Raw genomic sequence first — 15,852 nt, forward strand, 5'->3', positions numbered from 1 at the left:
TCCCCGGCGGGGAGTCGCTTACCTTGCGAGATCAACGATCCCGTGATCGGCCCGTCGCCACGAGGGAGCCGCCTCCCGAATCAGCGGTGTAGCCCGCTACACCCCTCTGCCGGGCTGGGCGTTGCCGGCTTTGCCGTGTCATGCCCGCGGTGCGTGTGCCAGGTATGCCAGGACGGCGAGGACTCGGCGGTGGCCGGTGTCGCTCGGGGGAAGGCCCAGTTTGAGGAAGACGTTGCCGATGTGCTTGTGCACGGCGCGTTCGGTGACGACGAGGGTCTTGGCGATGGTGGCGTTGTCGTGGCCCTCCGCCATGAGCTTCAACACCTCGCGCTCGCGGGGGGTGAGTGAGTCCAGCGGGGTGTCGCGGCGGCGGGTGAGGAGTTCGGTGACGACTTCGGGGTCGAGGGCCGTGCCGCCGGCCGCGACGCGTTCCAGCGCGTCGAGGAACTCGTCCACGCGGCCGATCCGGTCCTTGAGCAGATATCCGATGCCGCTGGTTCCGCCGCTCAGCAGCTCGGTGGCGTAGGACTCCTCGACGTACTGCGAGAGCACGAGCACCGGCAGGCCGGGAATCTTCTGCCGTGCTTCGAGAGCGGCCCGCAGGCCCTCGTCGCGGAAGCCCGGCGGCATCCGCACGTCGAGTACGGCGGCGTCCGGGCGGTGCTCCAGCAGCGCGGGCATGATCTCGGGTCCGCTGCCGGCCACGGCCACGACGTCGTGTCCGGCCGAGGTCAGGAGCAGTACGAGCCCTTCCCGCAGCAGGGCGTTGTCCTCGGCGATCACCACACGCATGGCAGCTCCACTTCGATCACGGTCGGCCCACCGACGGGGCTGGACACGTCCATGGTCCCGTCGAGTGCGGCGACCCGTCGCCGCATGCCGAACAGCCCCGAGCCGGCGGATTCGTCGGCACCGCCCCGGCCCTCGTCCCAGACCCGCACCCGCAGACCGCGCCGGACGCGGGCGAGCCGGACCTCGGCTCGGGTCACGCCACTGTATTTGGCGATGTTCGTCAGCGATTCGGCGACCACGAAGTAGGCGGCCGCCTCCACCGCAGCGGGCGCCCGCACACCCTGGTCCAGGCCGCCGTCGTCCAGCGAGACCTCAAGCCCGCTGCTGCTCACCAGCGCCCGCACCGCGCCGACGAGGCCGCGGTCGGTCAGGATCGGCGGGTGGATGCCGCGCACGACGTGCCGCAGTTCCGTCAGTGCCTTCTCGGCGTGGTCCTGGGCCTCGTCCAGCAGCCTGAGTGCGGTCTCGGGGTCACGTTCGTAGGCGCGCTTGGCGAGTCCGATCCGCATGGACAGCGCCACGAGCTGCGCCTGCGCCCCGTCGTGCAAGTCCCGCTCGATACGGCGCAGTTCGGCGCCGTGCGCGGCGATCGCGTCGGCGCGGGTCGCCGCCAGCTCCTCCACCCGGGCGGTGAGTTGTGCCTGCGGGGACGGCTTGAGCAGAGCGGTCGACCAGTCGGCCTCCAGGTCCGCGAGCCGCACGATCAGCGGCAGGACGACCGCCTCGCGGCGCAGCAGCCCGCACCACACTCCGTCGACGATCAGCCCCACCGGCCACAGCGGCAGTGCGAGGGCGAGCAGCGCGCCGTAGAACCAGTAGGCGACCATCCAGCGCAGATCGGTGTGTGTGCCGGGGTCGCGGACGGCCTTCAGGAACCGCTCGCGCATCGTGCCGGTCAGGGGCTGGTAGACCTCGGGGATCTTCACGCCGGTCCACGCGGCGGTCATGCTCCGCTTGGCGCCAGCGATCCGCCGGATCAGCAGCACCGTCTCGGGCAGCAGCCAGGCGCCGACGACCACCACCGTGCCGATCGCGGTGATCAGCAGCACGGTGATGAAGATCCACATGCCGAACGCCATCGCCGCGGCCACGAAGAGGTGGACCGTGGCCCAAGCGGCGCGGCGCACCATTTTCCACATGCGGCAACGCTAGGGGGTCTCGGCCTTGGCCATGATGGAGCACACTCTCCTTTCCAGGGTGTAGCCAACTACACCCTGTCTGTCGCCGGTTGCCGGAGGTCTCAGCCCTTGCGGGTCTTGATCTCCTCGGTGAGCTGGGGGACGACGTCGAAGAGGTCGCCGACCACGCCGTAGTCGACCAGGTCGAAGATCGGGGCCTCGGCGTCCTTGTTGATCGCCACGATCGTCTTCGAGGTCTGCATACCCGCGCGGTGCTGGATCGCGCCGGAGATACCGGAGGCGACGTACAGCTGCGGCGAGACCGACTTGCCGGTCTGGCCGACCTGGTTGGTGTGCGGGTACCAGCCGGCGTCGACGGCGGCACGCGAGGCACCGACGGCCGCGCCGAGGGAGTCGGCGAGCGCCTCGATGATCGCGAAGTTCTCGGCGCCGTTGACACCACGGCCGCCGGAGACCACGATCGCGGCCTCGGTCAGCTCGGGGCGGCCGGTCGACTCACGCGGCGTGCGCGCGGTGACCTTGGTGCCGGTGGCCTTCTCGGAGAAGGCCACGGCGAGGGCCTCGACCGCACCGGCGGCCGGGGCGGCCTCCACGGCCGCGCTGTTGGGCTTGACCGTGATGACCGGGGTGCCCTTGGCGATACGGGACTTGGTGGTGAAGGCGGCGGCGAACACCGACTGGGTGGCCACCGGACCCTCGTCGCCGGCCTCCAGGTCGATGGCGTCGGTGATGACGCCGGAGCCGATGCGCAGCGCCAGACGGGCGGCGATCTCCTTGCCCTCGGCGGAGGACGGGACCAGCACGGCGGCCGGGGAGACGGCCTCGTAGGCGGCCTGCAGGGCCTCGACCTTCGGTACGACGAGGTAGTCGGCGTACTCGGAGGCGTCGTGGGTGAGGACCTTCACCGCGCCGTGCTCGGCGAGGACGGCGGCGGTGTCGGCGGCGCCGTTGCCCAGCGCGACGGCGACGGGCTCGCCGATACGGCGGGCCAGCGTCAGCAGTTCGAGGGTGGGCTTGCGGACGGCACCGTCCACGTGGTCGACATAGACGAGAACTTCAGCCATGGGATTGATCTCCTGCGGAATGCGAAGTCTGAGGGGGCGGAAGGGTGTTGGGCCTTAGATGAACTTCTGGCCCGCGAGGAACTCAGCGAGCTGCTTGCCGCCCTCGCCCTCGTCCTTGACGATCGTGCCGGCGGTACGGGCCGGACGCTCGGCCGCGGAGTCGACCACCGTGTAGGAGCCCTCCAGACCGACCTCGTCGGCCTCGATCTCCAGGTCCTCCAGGTCCCAGGACTCCACCGGCTTCTTCTTGGCCGCCATGATGCCCTTGAAGGACGGGTAACGCGCCTCGCCCGACTGGTCGGTGACCGACACGACCGCCGGGAGGGAGGCCTCGAGCTGCTCGGAGGCGGCGTCGCCGTCGCGGCGGCCCTTGACCGTGCCGTCCTCCACGGAGACCTCGGACAGCAGGGTGACCTGCGGGACGCCCAGGCGCTCGGCGAGCAGCGCGGGGACGACGCCCATGGTGCCGTCGGTGGAGGCCATACCGGAGATGACCAGGTCGTAGCCGGCCTTCTCGATCGCCTTGGCCAGCACCAGGGAGGTGCCGATGGCGTCGGTGCCGTGCAGATCGTCGTCCTCGACGTGGATCGCCTTGTCGGCGCCCATCGAAAGGGCCTTGCGGAGCGCGTCCTTGGCGTCCTCGGGGCCCACGGTCAGAACGGTGATCTCGACGTCGTCGTCCGAGTTCTCGGAGATCTGCAGCGCCTGCTCGACGGCGTACTCGTCGAGCTCGGAGAGCAGACCGTCCACGTCGTCCCGGTCGACGGTCAGGTCATCGGCGAAGTGCCGGTCGCCAGTGGCGTCGGGCACGTACTTCACAGTGACAACGATCCTCAAGCTCACCATCGAAATTCTGTCAATCAGCGAGGGCGTTTGTGCGCATCAATGTAGCCTCGAATTTGCTTGAGTTAGGCAATTAGTATACCGTGTGCGTATGCCCACACCGCCGTCCGCACCGGTCGCCCGGTCGCAAGTGACCGAGATCGAGCAGGCCCTCACGCGCATCACCTATCTCGCGGGCCGGGCTCGCCAGCACGAGAGACTGATGGGAGTGGCTGGGCTGTCGCTCGATCGGGCCGCCGCCGCGATTCTTCGGCACGTTGCCGAGAGTGAGCCGCTCCGGCCCGGCGTATTGGCCGTCCGGCTTTCCGTGGAGGCTTCGCACGTCACGCGGCAGCTCCGGCAGTTGGAGAGTTCCGGCTTCGTCAAGCGTGTGCCCGACCCGGACGATCGCCGAGCCCAGCGCGTACAGATCACTGAATCCGGCCTGGCCGCGGTCGACCGCATGCGGGAGGCAAGCCGCCGGGGCATGGAAATTGCGCTGGCGGACTGGTCGGAGGAAGAACTGCAGCAGCTCGCCACGCTGTTCCACCGACTGGTTGCCGACTTCGTCAGGCATACCGAGGCCGCCGTCGACGGGCCGCCCTCCGCCTGACGGTGTCCGTCCCGGTCGCTCGGTGCCGCGCCCTCGCGGGGCGCGGCACCGTACCCGACTTCGTCAAGTCCCCGATCAGTCCTCGAAGGTGACGACGACCTTCTCGGCGGCCCCGGGCGTGAGGGTGAGGTCGAAGGCGCGGTCCACCTCGGTGAAGGGCACGCGGTGGCTGATGAGCTTGGCGAAGCGGTCCTGGTGCTCGACCAGTTCGGGAGTGACTTCGAAGATCTCGGTGGGGTAGCCCTGGGAGGCGATGAGGGTCAGCTCGCTGCGGAGCATGCCGCCGAGGTCGATCTCGGAGCCCTTCTTCTGCACGGCGACCATGACCAGCTTGGCGTGCCACTTCGCGGAGGCGATGACCGTGTTGAACACGGCGGGCGCACCGGCGGCGTCGAGATAGATGTCGGTGCCGGGCCGGGGCTGGCCGAGCGCGTTGGCGGCCTGGCCGTGCAGCTCGGTCAGCCGCGCGGCCACGTCCTCCTCCGCCGAGTTGATCACCGCGTCCGCCCCGACGGCCAGCGCCTTCTCCAGCCGCGAGGGGATGACGTCGGCGACGACAACGTGCTCGACGCCCCGCAGCTTCAGCCAGATCGCCGCGCCCAGGCCGATGGGCCCGGCGCCGAAGACGACGACCTTGTCGCCGGGCCGGGCCTCGGAGCGGTTGACGGCATGCCGGGCCACGGCCATGGGCTCGTTGAGCGAGGCGACGTCGAAGGGCACGGTGTCGGGGAAGACCGCGACGCTTCTGCCGACCTCGGCGTTCTCGATGAGCAGGTACTCGCTCATGCCGCCGTACTTGCCGCCGCAGCCGATGATGCCGGTGGGAGCGTCCTGCGGGTTGACGACCACCCGGTCGCCGACCTTGAGGCCGGTGACCTCGGCGCCGAGCTCCACGACCTCACCGGCCGGTTCGTGGCCGAGCGGGACGGGGACCATGTCGCCGCCGAGGTGGGCGCGGGCGGGCATACCCCCCATGTGCAGGAACGTGACATCGGTGCCGCAGATGCCGCAGGCGCGGATCCGCACGAGGGCGTCCTTCGGGCCGGGGACGGGCCGTTCGACATCCACTGCGTCGACCTTGTTCACGCCGGCGGTCTGCACGGACTTCATGGTGGTCATCGGGGATCCTTTCTCTGGGTGTTGCATGTGTTGCCGGGCCCGGCCGGGCCCGGACGGATTCCGGGGAGTTTGACCCGCCCGGAGCGCGGATGCGTCAGACGGCCGACCATCCGTCGTGGACGGGCAGGGCGAGGCCGTTGACTGCGCGGGCGGTGTCCGAGGCGAGGAAGGCGATGGCGGCGGCCACGTCCTCGGCGCTGCCGCCGACGCTGCCGGCGCGGAAAACGGCGTTGGCGCGTACCCCGCTGCCGCGGTACCTGTCGGCGAGTGACCGCACCAGGCCCATGACGCCGTGATCCGCGGCAGTGCGGGCGGTCCCGGTCCCGCTCCCGTACGGGCACGCCCCGGAGAGGGCGAAGACGACCGAGCCGCGCCCGGCGGCGAGCATGTGCGGCAGCACGGCGCGCGTCAGCAGGAAGGGCGCTGTCAGGTTGACCTCCAGAACCCGGTACCACTCGGCGATCTCGGTCTCGCCGAGAGCCGAGATGCCGTCCGTGATGGTGGAGCTGTTCACGAGGACGTCCACACCGCCGAAGACATCCAAGGCGGTGTCCGTGACGTGTTCCGCCACCCGCTGGTCGCTGAGGTCGCCGACGACCGCTGTGCCGGTGCCTCCCGCATCGGTGACAGCCTTGAGGGTCCTCTCGACACGCGCCCGTCTCAGGTCCGTGACCAGGACACGTGCGCCCGATTCGGCGAGTCGTACGGCTGTGGCCCGGCCGACGTCGGACCCGGCGCCGGCGAGGACGACGCTGCGTCCGCGGAGACCGGTGTTCATGGTGGCGGTGCTCCTTGCTCCGTGTGGTGTGGGGGAGAGGCGGTGCGCGGGCGAGCCCGACGTACCGGGGAGGTCAGCTCTCCAGGGCCTTCAGAACGGCGTCGGCCATGCCGCGCTCCCCGCGTGCGTTGGGGTGGACGGGGGCTGCGGAAGCGGTGGGGACCAGGGGTTCGATCCAGCGGGTGTCCTCGGCGGCGCAGGCGCCGTGCCCGCGGGAGGACGTGTAGGTGTCGACGTACTCGGCGCCGCCGGCCTCGGCACGCTCGCGCAGCATGACGTTGAGCTGCCGTTCCTTCTCGTGGAGGAAAGCCACGTCGCCGGGAGCGAGGGACATGGCCCGGAGGCAGTCGTCACCGCGGGACGGCAGGATCTCGGGATACCCGACGACGTACACCCGTGCCTGTGGCGCCCGCCGTCCGATCTCACCGAGCGTGTCAGCGAGATGTTCACCCGCCGCATCGATCTTCCGCCGTACCTCGTCGGTGCCGTGGGAGACGTACTGCTTCTCGCAGGGAGAGTCGTCGGGGACGTACTTCCCGCTGCCCAGGGCGCGGTAGAGAGCCCCTGCGCCCACGCACCGCTTGATCATCGGACTGAAGTCGATGTCGTTGCCGCCGATTCCGAGCGTGACCAGCCGGGTTCGGCCGGACAGCGCCGACAGCTGGGCCGGGTTGGTTCCGTCGTCGGTCGACTGAGGTGCGGTGAGGTCGGTGATGACGGCGCCGCTGCAGCTCATGTCGTGGAAGTCGGCCGTCTTGAGGTCGAGCCGTTCCGCGACGAGGGCCGGATAGTTGCGGTCGGAGCGATCGCACCCGGCGGGATCTCCGCTGTCCTGGGAGATGCCCGGCCCGGCGGTGTAGGAGTCGCCCAGGGCGACGTACGGGCCGCGCGCCAGGCGGCTCGGGCTCCCTGTGTCGCCGTCGTGCTGAGTGATGACGGCCGCGGCGATCAGCGCGCCGCAGGTGAGGACGCCGACGAGGCTGGTCCGTGTCTTCGGTCGCATCGGTGTGTCCTGTCTTCGGGCGGGGCCGCACATCGGGTTCGAGGGGGGCGGCGACAAGGGATCGCGGGATGCGGTCGCCGTATGCCCCCGCACCGGGCGGCGGACGGGGGGAGGGGTCCGCCCGCCCGGTACGGGGAGCGCCGATCCCCGTCCCCACGGGCTTCGACGCTGTGGGGCGCCTCCGCTCAAGAACGCCCCGGTCTGCGAGCCGCGGTGCTGCCACCGGCTAGCTTGCTTAACTTAGGCAACCATGTGGCGATTACTTAAGTCAAGCAAGCTCTGTGGGTTTTGCTTGCGCTTTGTAAACAGTTCGGGCTTGCTCGGAGGAGTTGGGTCACGTTGCTGATCAGTGAGCGAACGTCAGCGAACGTCAGGCTGTGGACCAGACCGAGGCCGGTGGTGATCAGGAGTTCGCCGTCCGCGTCTACCGGGAACTGGGCTCAGGGTGTCGGCGGTGCTGTCCGGCACTTGGCGAGGAACTCGGCGTGACCGGCACGTCGACCGCCGGTGTGCGGGCGTCGCCCTGCACGTTGCCGTGGGACATGCCCCTGCGGATCGGTCGCTTGGCTGTCCGCGTCCGTCGGCCTCGAAGGGCGCCTTGCGGCGGGGCCCGCCTGATTCGGGCCCGCACCATCCTGAGACTCTCTCCCATGGGGTGCGGGCTGCGGCACCCCGTGCAATCAACCGTTCGGTGGAACGCCGATTCCTCTTTCGCGAAGTTCGGTGAGGGCCATCATCCCGCCGCGGGCAGGGACTTCCACTCCGCCTCGGGGTCGAGGGGCAGGTCGGGCCGGTCGCGCTTGAACGCCTTGGCGCGCTCCTCGACCTTCGGCAGGGCGTGGTCGGGCGCGCCGAATCCGCGGAACAGAGTCGCGCAGTACTCACGGGACAGGAACGCCGCGTCCCACTGCCCGTCCGGCTGCACCCATTGGTAGGTGTGATTGTGCAGGTTGAGGAACTGCAGGGTGGCCAGCCGCGGCGGCATCGCACGGAAGGTGCCCTGCTCGACAACCTCCGCGAGCAGCCCGGAGATCAGTTGCTCGAAGTCGGAACGCTGGCCCAGAAGGGCCTTCAACTCCGCGCCGCTCAGACTGCGGTAGTCGTGCTCGTAGACCCAGATGTGGTCGAGCCTGCGGTAGATGATGGTGAGCAGCGATTCGGACAGCAGGCGCAGTCGCAGCAGAGGATCCATGTCGAGGTCCGCGATCTGCCGGGCGCGGGAGAGCAGCGGCCCCATCACCCGCGACTGGATCTCGACGAGCAGGTTCTCCTTGGAGCCGATGTAGTAGTACAGGGCTCCCTTGGCGAGCCCGACCGCCCGGCCCAGGTCGTTGATGGACGTCGCCGCGTATCCCTGCCGGGCGAACAGCGACGCCGCGACGTCGATGATCTTCTGGCGTCTGACCTCGAAGCCCGGTCCATGGCCCGGCGGTCGTGGCATTGCTTCTCTCCCCGATTGACGTGGTGTCGATCAAGAGCGGCTCCCGGGACCGCGTCGGACGCCTTTCGGTAGGTCCGGGGGAAGCGGACTCCGGGACATCGCTCGGTTTGCTAGACCAGACGGTACGTCAAAGGGCTGGACTCAGGTGGTGCGCTGGTGAGGCACCCACTTGAAGCAGCAGGACAACCGGCTCATCATGTGCCATATGGCGCATGTCGACGCGGTGGCGATCGTCGATCACCGTGGCGTCGTCACGGGGTGGGGCGACGGCGCCCGCGAGCTGACCGGTTACGCGGCCGAGGAGGTCGTAGGGCGGGACGCGAGGGAACTGCTCGCGGAGAACTCTTCAGACGGTTCGGCGGGTGTGATGGGTGTCCGGCACAAGGACGGACACATCCTTCAGCTGGCCTTGCGGTTCTCTCCTCTGCGGGACGGCGGACGCGGAACGTCGGCCTTTCTGGTCACCGCGTCGGCCCCTGGCCTGTTGGAGCCCTCGGTGGCGGAGCAGACCTTCCAGCAGGCGTCGGTGGCACTGTCCGCCTTCGACACCGAGGGCCGCATTCTGCGTTTCAACGACGCGGCCGGCCGTGAGGTGGGGGGCACGGAGGACAAGCTGGTGGGGCACGACATCACCGAGGGGGCTCCTGGCATCGACTACGAGCTCTACCTGCACCATCAGGCCGAGGTGGTCCGAACCGGGGCCCCCGTGCACTTCGAGGGCTACGGAACTCCGCCGTCCGGCGGCCGGGAACACGCCTGGAACGTGGAGATGTGGCCGATCCGGGACGCCTCGGGCGAGGTGGTCGCGGTCGGCACGGCATCGTTCGACAGCAGCGAGCAGCACTGGGCGCGCCAGCGGCTGGTCCTGCTGAACGAGGCAGCGCAGACCATCGGGACCACCCTGGACGTGGTGCGGACCGCCGAGGAACTCGTAGGGGTGGTGGTGCCACGCTTCGCCGATTTCGCGAGCGTGGACCTGTTCGACTGGGTGCTGAGTGCGCGGGAACCGGATCAGGTCACCGAGTACCTCGCTGTCGTGCTGCACAGAGCCGCGCACCGGTCCGGTACGCCGGGGACACCGGAGGCCGTGGTCGCCCTGGGCGACACGGACACCTACCCGCCGTACTCGCCGCCCGCCCGGGCGCTGACGGGCGAGCTCCCGGTGCTCACCGGGGCCGGGGATCCGGACTTCGACCGGTGGATCGCAGGGCACGACGCGCGACGTGCCAGGCTTCGTGAACACGGGGCCGCCGTCCACTCGCTGCTGGCCGTGCCGCTGCGGGCCAGGGGCACCACCCTGGGCGTCGCCGTCCTGGTCCGCGCCCTGTGCCCGGATCCGTACACCGCCGACGATGTAGCCCTCGCCGAAGAGCTGGCCAGCCGCGCCGCGGTCTGTGTGGACAACGCCCGCCGGTACGCCCGGGAGCGGGCGACCGCGCTGACCCTTCAGCGCAGCCTGCTGCCGCGGCGGCTGCCCGGTCAGGCGGCTGTGGAGGTGGCTCACCGCTATCTCCCGGCGGGCTCCGGGGCGGGGGTCGGTGGCGACTGGTTCGACGTGATCCCGCTGTCGGGCGGCCGGGTCGCCCTGGTCGTCGGGGACGTGGTGGGGCACGGCCTGCACTCCTCGGCGACCATGGGCAGGCTGCGTACCGCCGTGCGAACCCTCGCCGACGTGGACCTGCCACCCGATGAACTCATCACCCATCTCGACGACCTGGTCGTCCACCTGGCGACGGAGACGAGCGGTGGCGAAGACATCGCGGAGCTGTGCGCGACCTGCTTGTACGCGGTGTACGACCCGGTGTCGCGGAGCCTGTCCCTGGCTGCCGCCGGGCATCCGCCGCCGGCCGTCCGGCGCCCCGACGGCACGGTGGAACTCGTCGCGATGTCCACGGGGCCCCCGCTGGGCATCGGCGGTCTGCCCTTCGAGGCGACAGAACTCAAGCTCGACGAGGGCTCGTTGATCGCCTTGTACACGGACGGACTGATCGAGGACCGTGACCGCGACGCCGATCAGGGCACCGCGGAGCTGCGCCGCGCCCTGAGGGCCCCGAGCCACTCCCTGGAAGCCACGTGTGATGCCGTGCTGCAATCCCTGCTGCCGGAGAAGCCCAGTGACGACGTGGCGCTGCTGCTCGCCCGTACCCGTGCCCTCGGTGTGGACCAGGCGGTCACCTGGGACCTACCACCGGATCCCGCGCATGTCTCCGTCGCCCGCCAGAACGCCACCGAACAACTGGAGCGGTGGGGACTGGACGACGCGGTCTTCGTCACCGAACTGATCGTCAGCGAACTGGTCACCAACGCGATCCGCTACGGCGAGCCCCCCATCCGCCTGCGGCTGATCCGCGACCGTGCGCTGATCTGCGAGGTGTCCGACGCCAGCTCCACCTCACCGCATCTGCGTCGCGCCCACATCTACGACGAGGGCGGCCGCGGTCTGATGCTGGTCGCCCAGCTCACCGAGCGGTGGGGCAGCCGGCAGACCTCCGAGGGGAAGACGATCTGGGCCGAGCAGCCGCTGCCTCCGGGACTTGGCGGTCCGAACGGCCGCGGACCGTCCGTTTGACGGTGTAGCCGGCTACACCATCGGCTCGGGAGCCCGCTCCCTCGTGGCGGCGTGCGGGCGCAGGGATCGTAGGGCGCAGAGATCGTTCCAGATGAAGGGACCCTTCCATGGTCGCCAAACGCCGCCGACGCATCACCGCCATCGCCATGGCCGTAGCCGCCGTCACGCTGACCGCCGGACTCGCCACCGGCTGCGAGTTCGACGACTCGCTGGACTGCCTCTCCAACGCCGACACGATCGCCGACAGCATCACCGCCATTCACGAGGCCGGCGCGGACGCGATCGAGGACCCCACGCGGACCCAGGAGTCCATCGACACCATCGAGAGGAACGTCGACAAGATCGACGAGACCACGGACGACAGCAAGGTCGACGACGCGGTCGACGACCTCAACAAGGCGATCGCCGACTACAACAAGGCCATTCTGAACGGGGACACCGACCCGGACTCCAGCAAGATCGACGCCGCGGCCGACGAACTGAGGAGCGTGTGCAGCCCATGAGGCCGAGAAGTCGGACGGGTCAGGATGGCGCCACCCGCGAGACACTCATCCTGTGACGAGTGTCTCGGGTGAGGAGTGACGCATGACCACGGTAGGTATCGCCACCGGCGCCGGTCGCGGGACGGGAGAGGCATGCGCGCGTCGCCTGGCCGACATGGTGGACGTGCTGCTGCTCGCCGACCGGAACGAAGCGGCCGCGGCCGCGGTGGCGAAGGACCTGTCCGGCTACGGCGGGAAGGCCGTCGCCGAGCCGTTCGGAGTGGACGTCACCGATCGGGAGGACCTCGACCGACTGGCCGGGCGGGTCAGGGAGCTGGGCACGCTCCGGGCAGTCGCGCACACCGAGAGCGTCGCGCCGGAGGAAGCCGACTGGCGCCGCATCCTTGAGGTCGACTTCATCGGAACCGCGCTGCTCGCCGAGGCGCTCCGCAACTGGCCACCGCCGGCACGGCGTTCGTGTACTGCGCCTCGGTGTCCCCACTGTTCGCTCATATCGACCCCTCCCCGCAGGTTGCGGCCGTCCTCGACGATCCCATGCAGGACGACATCCTCGACCGGATCCGCGACGCGATCGGCCCGGCCGTCGAGGATCCCGCGTGGGCGTACCCGTGGGCCACGTACGGCGTGCACCGCTTCGCCCGCGCCGAGGCGGTGCGGCTCGGGCCGGTGGGCGCTCGCGCGTGCTCCCTGTCACCCGGCGCCATCGACACCCCGGAGACCCGGCTGGAGGCGGCGCGGCACGAGTCGGTACGGCAGCTCATTCAGCGCACGCCCCTGGGCCGCACCGGCCGGTGCGAGGAGGTCGCCGCCGTCGCCGCGTTCCTGGTGTCGGACGAGGCGAGCTTTGTGAACGGCGTCGACATCGTCGTCGACGGCGGCCTGTGCGCCGCCGTGGGGGACGAGTGACATCGCACGACGCTTCGTGCAACCGGCTCAGCAGGCCATGGCCTTGAGCTTCTCGATGTCGGCCAGGCGCCGTGCCGACGTGTGGGCCAGGGCGCGGACTTGGAGGGTGGAGACTCCAGCGGCCCGGAAGACCGCGAGCCGTTCGGCGGGGACGGCGGCCGCGGCCTCGTCCTTGCGGCCGGACAGGTAGAGGTCCTGGATAGTGGCCGCCTCGGCCTCGTAGCCGTAGCGTTGGGCGAGGTCGTGGTAGAAGTTGTGGCCGCGCGCCCCCATCCCGCCGATGTACAGGGCGAGTTGAGGCCGGGCCAGATCGATCAGGTCGTCCACGCCTTCGCCGATGGCCAGGGGAGGGGAGACCACGATGTCGAGTGGCCCGAGGGCGGGATCCCGCAGCGCCGATCCTTCGGCCAGCGCCGGGCCTCATACCTCGTCCGCCTTCTCCGGGTGGAAGAACATCGGCATCCAGCCCTCGGCGATCTCGGCGGCCAGAGCCACGTTCTTCGGCCCGATGGCGGCCAGCACGACCGGGATCCGTTCGCGCACCGGGCGGTTGATGAGCTTGAGCGGTCTGCCGAGCCCGGTGCCCTGGTCGGGTGGGAGAGGGAGGCGGTAGTGACGGCCCTCGTGCACGACCTTCTCCTGGCGCCAGACCGACCGGCAGATCTGCACGATCTCACGGGTGCGGGCCAGGGGAGCGGTGTACGGCTGCCCATGGAAACCCTCGATCACCTGGGGCCCCGAGGCGCCGATGCCCAGGGTGAACCGACCGTCGGAGACGGTAGTCCAGGCCGACGGCCGTCATCGCGGTCAGGGTGGGCGTGCGGGTGTAGATCTGGAGGATCCCGGAGGCGATCTCAAGCCGATCGGTGTGCGCGGCGATGAAGCCGAGCTGGCTGATCGCGTCGAATGAGTAGGCCTCGGGGACGAAGACGACGTCGAGCCCGGCCTTCTCGTAGTCGCGGAGCTCGTCGACGGTCTCCTTGAAACCCCCGCTGTAGCTCAAGGGCATACCGATGCGCATCCCGATCCCACCCCTCCCGCGCCCTGACAAATAAAGTACACTCTATAAGTCACTGGATGGAGATGGCGCGGGGCTGGTGCGGGTCCGGCCGAGAAGGGAGACCGGAACCGATGACAGGTGTTGACGTCGCCCGGTACACGCTGCGCGCGGTGATCGGCGGCACGATGATCGCGCACGGGGTGCGGCACGGCCGTACGCTCGACGGCACGGCGGGATGGTTCGGCTCCGTGGGGTTCCGCAGGCCGCGGCTGCAGGCGGCGGCCAGTGCGGTCGTCGAGATCGGGGCGGGCGCCGCACTCGTGGCCGGAGCGGCGACGCCGCTTGCGGCATCGGCGGTGGTCGGCACGATGGGTGTCGCCGCACGGTCGGTGCACGGACCCAACGGGTTCTTCGTGATGAACGAGGGCTACGAGTTCGTGCTCAACCTGGGCGCCGCATCCGTGGCGCTCGCCGGGCTCGGGCCGGGCCGGTTCAGCGTCGACCGGGCGCTCGGTCTTGACGCGAGGCTCGGCGGTCCGCGGAGTGCGGCCCTCGCGGCCGGACTGGGCCTCGCCGCCGCTGCGGTGCAGCTCGCGGTCTTCTGGCGGCGCCCGGAGCCCGAGCAGGACTCGGAGCCGAGGGTGGCGGAGTAACCGTATACTCTTTTCGTTTCAGGGTGGCGAAGTCCGACCACACCCGCCAGGAGCTGCGATGAAGCCGCACACGGGTCCCCCGCGGGTGGAGGCGGACGATCCCGCCGAGTCCGTACGGCGGTGGCTGCGCACCCTGGGGGACCTTCCTGCCCCGCCAACTGCCGCGCCCGCCACCGGATGTCCGCTTCTGGGCTGGGCGGCCTCCGGTGCCATGGCGCTGACCGGCGAGGCGGACGGTCCGCCTCTCCTGCCACCTGGATCGACGACGGCGCTCCTGCGGGAGGCGGGGGCCGCACTGGCGCACCTCGCCGGCCGCCCGCTCGCCTTCGATCCCGCCCTCGTGCTCAGTGGCCGGGCAGGCGCCATGAACCTCACCCGGCGCGGCCGCATCTCCGCGGGCGGCGCGACCCGGCTGCTCCGGACTTCGGACGGATGGTGCGCGGTGACCCTGAGCCGTCCGGACGACGTCGAACTCGTCCCGGCCATGCTGGGCGGCGTCACGGTGACAGCTCCCTGGCAGCAACTCGCCGCGGCCGCACGCGGCGCCGGGGCGAGCGAATTCGCCGACCACATCCGCATGTTCGGTGTTCCCGCCGCGGCCCTGCCGCCCGAGGCACCCCCTGTTGACGTCCCCTGGCGGGTGTCCCCGATCGCGGCCCCCGACGGGGCGGCGCGGGTGGAGGGTGCCCTCGTCGTGGACCTCTCCTCGCTCTGGGCAGGACCCTTGTGTGCCCGCCTGCTCGGCCTGGCCGGAGCCAGAGTGGTCAAGGTGGAGAGCACCCGGGCGCCCCGACGGCGCCCGCGCCGGCAACCGGCGCTTCTACGACTGGCTGCATGCCGGACACGAGAGTGTCGCCGTCGACTTCACCACGTCGGAAGGGCGAGGCGCGCTCGCCGACCTGATCCGGGCCGCCGACGTGATCATCGAGGCCTCCCGCCCGCGTGCGCTCGCCCAGTTGGGGCTGGCTCCGGAACGGCTCGACCATCGGGCGGGCAAGGTGTGGGTGAGCATCACCGGGTACGGCCGCACTCACCCCGACCGGGTCGCCTTCGGCGACGACGCGGCGGTCGCCGGCGGGCTGGTCGGCCGGTCGGCGGACGGCGAGCCCGTGTTCTGCGCCGACGCGGTCGCCGATCCGCTGACGGGGGTCGTCGCCGCACTGGGCGCGATGGGCGCCCTGGCGTGCGGCGGGGGACGGCTGATCGACGTCTCGATGCGGGACGTGGCGGCGGCGTTCGCCGCGGTTCCACCGGCCGGTCATGGGCCGCATCCGGTACGGGCGGCAGCGGCCGGGGCGGTGGTGGAGTGCCCGGCGCTCGGCCGGACCCAGGTGGTTCTCGCGCCGCCCGCGCCGGCACCGGACGGGACGGCGGCCACGATGGGCGCCGACACGGTACGGATCCTCGGTCGAGGTGTTGAGGTGCGTGGGCGATCTGGCCCTTGGTGAAG

At 70.5% G+C, this 15,852-nt stretch carries 14 protein-coding genes and 3 pseudogenes; 7 read left to right on the top strand and 10 right to left on the bottom strand.

What is annotated here, in order from left to right:
- Positions 1-138: 138 nt before the first annotated feature.
- The 4 genes from OHT76_RS38160 to OHT76_RS38175 all read right to left on the bottom strand — a co-directional run bounded on the left by OHT76_RS38160 (position 139) and on the right by OHT76_RS38175 (position 3,838).
- Positions 139-792, bottom strand: coding sequence for a response regulator transcription factor (locus tag OHT76_RS38160; protein ID WP_328875446.1), 654 nt, complete (start codon positions 790-792; stop codon positions 139-141).
- On the bottom strand, positions 780-1,931 hold the full coding sequence (locus OHT76_RS38165; protein WP_328875447.1) for a sensor histidine kinase: 1,152 nt from the start codon (positions 1,929-1,931) through the stop codon (positions 780-782). The genes OHT76_RS38160 and OHT76_RS38165 overlap by 13 nt, the downstream gene beginning before the upstream one ends.
- A 101-nt stretch (positions 1,932-2,032) precedes the next feature.
- A complete protein-coding gene (locus tag OHT76_RS38170) occupies positions 2,033-2,995 on the bottom strand; it encodes an electron transfer flavoprotein subunit alpha/FixB family protein (protein WP_328875448.1) in 963 nt (320 codons plus the stop codon).
- A gap of 54 nt (positions 2,996-3,049) precedes the next feature.
- A complete protein-coding gene (locus OHT76_RS38175) occupies positions 3,050-3,838 on the bottom strand; it encodes an electron transfer flavoprotein subunit beta/FixA family protein (protein ID WP_315888117.1) in 789 nt (262 codons plus the stop codon).
- Between the two features lie 91 nt (positions 3,839-3,929).
- On the opposite strand from OHT76_RS38175, the gene OHT76_RS38180 reads away from it, so the two are divergent.
- Positions 3,930-4,430, top strand: coding sequence for a MarR family winged helix-turn-helix transcriptional regulator (locus OHT76_RS38180; RefSeq protein WP_328875449.1), 501 nt, complete (start codon positions 3,930-3,932; stop codon positions 4,428-4,430).
- A gap of 75 nt (positions 4,431-4,505) precedes the next feature.
- Here the strand turns inward: OHT76_RS38180 and OHT76_RS38185 are convergent, their stop codons facing one another.
- From OHT76_RS38185 to OHT76_RS38200, 4 genes are all read right to left on the bottom strand, one after another.
- Positions 4,506-5,549, bottom strand: coding sequence for a zinc-dependent alcohol dehydrogenase (locus tag OHT76_RS38185; RefSeq protein ID WP_328875450.1), 1,044 nt, complete (start codon positions 5,547-5,549; stop codon positions 4,506-4,508).
- Positions 5,550-5,643: 94 nt separating this feature from the next.
- Complete coding sequence (locus OHT76_RS38190; protein WP_328875451.1) at positions 5,644-6,327, bottom strand: SDR family NAD(P)-dependent oxidoreductase; 684 nt, start codon at positions 6,325-6,327, stop codon at positions 5,644-5,646.
- Positions 6,328-6,400: 73 nt separating this feature from the next.
- On the bottom strand, positions 6,401-7,330 hold the full coding sequence (locus OHT76_RS38195) for an SGNH/GDSL hydrolase family protein (protein ID WP_328875452.1): 930 nt from the start codon (positions 7,328-7,330) through the stop codon (positions 6,401-6,403).
- A gap of 733 nt (positions 7,331-8,063) precedes the next feature.
- Entirely contained in the window at positions 8,064-8,771 is a 708-nt protein-coding gene (locus OHT76_RS38200; protein ID WP_328875453.1) for a TetR/AcrR family transcriptional regulator, read from the bottom strand.
- A gap of 205 nt (positions 8,772-8,976) precedes the next feature.
- Here OHT76_RS38200 and OHT76_RS38205 point away from each other — a divergent pair, with 205 nt between their 5' ends.
- From OHT76_RS38205 to OHT76_RS38220, 4 genes and pseudogenes are all read left to right on the top strand, one after another.
- Complete coding sequence (locus tag OHT76_RS38205) at positions 8,977-11,340, top strand: SpoIIE family protein phosphatase (RefSeq protein ID WP_328875454.1); 2,364 nt, start codon at positions 8,977-8,979, stop codon at positions 11,338-11,340.
- A gap of 107 nt (positions 11,341-11,447) precedes the next feature.
- A complete protein-coding gene (locus tag OHT76_RS38210; protein ID WP_328875455.1) occupies positions 11,448-11,843 on the top strand; it encodes a hypothetical protein in 396 nt (131 codons plus the stop codon).
- A gap of 154 nt (positions 11,844-11,997) precedes the next feature.
- A pseudogene (locus OHT76_RS38215) lies at positions 11,998-12,213 on the top strand (SDR family oxidoreductase); the annotation flags it as partial.
- A gap of 101 nt (positions 12,214-12,314) precedes the next feature.
- Positions 12,315-12,749 (top strand): SDR family NAD(P)-dependent oxidoreductase, encoded by a 435-nt coding sequence (locus tag OHT76_RS38220; protein WP_328875456.1) that lies wholly within the window; start codon positions 12,315-12,317, stop codon positions 12,747-12,749.
- A 27-nt stretch (positions 12,750-12,776) separates the two neighbouring features.
- Here the strand turns inward: OHT76_RS38220 and OHT76_RS38225 are convergent.
- Positions 12,777-13,478 (bottom strand): annotated as a pseudogene (locus OHT76_RS38225) (LLM class flavin-dependent oxidoreductase).
- The gene (locus OHT76_RS38230; protein ID WP_328875457.1) at positions 13,423-13,770 is read right to left on the bottom strand and encodes an LLM class flavin-dependent oxidoreductase; all 348 of its coding nucleotides are present in this window, start codon (positions 13,768-13,770) and stop codon (positions 13,423-13,425) included. The pseudogene OHT76_RS38225 and the gene OHT76_RS38230 overlap by 56 nt, the downstream one beginning before the upstream one ends.
- 110 nt (positions 13,771-13,880) lie before the next feature.
- Between OHT76_RS38230 and OHT76_RS38235 the strand changes: the two genes are divergently transcribed.
- Together OHT76_RS38235 and OHT76_RS38240 are read left to right on the top strand one after the other, a co-directional pair.
- Entirely contained in the window at positions 13,881-14,402 is a 522-nt protein-coding gene (locus OHT76_RS38235; protein WP_328875458.1) for a DoxX family protein, read from the top strand.
- A 577-nt stretch (positions 14,403-14,979) separates the two neighbouring features.
- Positions 14,980-15,850 (top strand): annotated as a pseudogene (locus OHT76_RS38240) (CoA transferase).
- The last annotated feature ends 2 nt before the right edge of the window (positions 15,851-15,852 follow it).

This window comes from Streptomyces sp. NBC_00287 (genome assembly GCF_036173105.1).
GTDB lineage: Bacteria > Actinomycetota > Actinomycetes > Streptomycetales > Streptomycetaceae > Streptomyces.

Bases quoted from the DNA above. Each gene is read 5' to 3' on its own strand.
- OHT76_RS38230 (WP_328875457.1), bottom strand. From the start codon at position 13,770: ATGCGCATCGGTATGCCCTTGAGCTACAGCGGGGGTTTCAAGGAGACC.
- OHT76_RS38165 (WP_328875447.1), bottom strand. From the start codon at position 1,931: ATGTGGAAAATGGTGCGCCGCGCCGCTTGGGCCACGGTCCACCTCTTC.
- OHT76_RS38190 (WP_328875451.1), bottom strand. From the start codon at position 6,327: ATGAACACCGGTCTCCGCGGACGCAGCGTCGTCCTCGCCGGCGCCGGG.
- OHT76_RS38205 (WP_328875454.1), top strand. From the start codon at position 8,977: ATGGCGCATGTCGACGCGGTGGCGATCGTCGATCACCGTGGCGTCGTC.
- OHT76_RS38185 (WP_328875450.1), bottom strand. From the start codon at position 5,549: ATGACCACCATGAAGTCCGTGCAGACCGCCGGCGTGAACAAGGTCGAC.
- OHT76_RS38210 (WP_328875455.1), top strand. From the start codon at position 11,448: ATGGTCGCCAAACGCCGCCGACGCATCACCGCCATCGCCATGGCCGTA.
- OHT76_RS38195 (WP_328875452.1), bottom strand. From the start codon at position 7,330: ATGCGACCGAAGACACGGACCAGCCTCGTCGGCGTCCTCACCTGCGGC.
- OHT76_RS38160 (WP_328875446.1), bottom strand. From the start codon at position 792: ATGCGTGTGGTGATCGCCGAGGACAACGCCCTGCTGCGGGAAGGGCTC.
- OHT76_RS38180 (WP_328875449.1), top strand. From the start codon at position 3,930: ATGCCCACACCGCCGTCCGCACCGGTCGCCCGGTCGCAAGTGACCGAG.
- OHT76_RS38235 (WP_328875458.1), top strand. From the start codon at position 13,881: ATGACAGGTGTTGACGTCGCCCGGTACACGCTGCGCGCGGTGATCGGC.
- OHT76_RS38170 (WP_328875448.1), bottom strand. From the start codon at position 2,995: ATGGCTGAAGTTCTCGTCTATGTCGACCACGTGGACGGTGCCGTCCGC.
- OHT76_RS38200 (WP_328875453.1), bottom strand. From the start codon at position 8,771: ATGCCACGACCGCCGGGCCATGGACCGGGCTTCGAGGTCAGACGCCAG.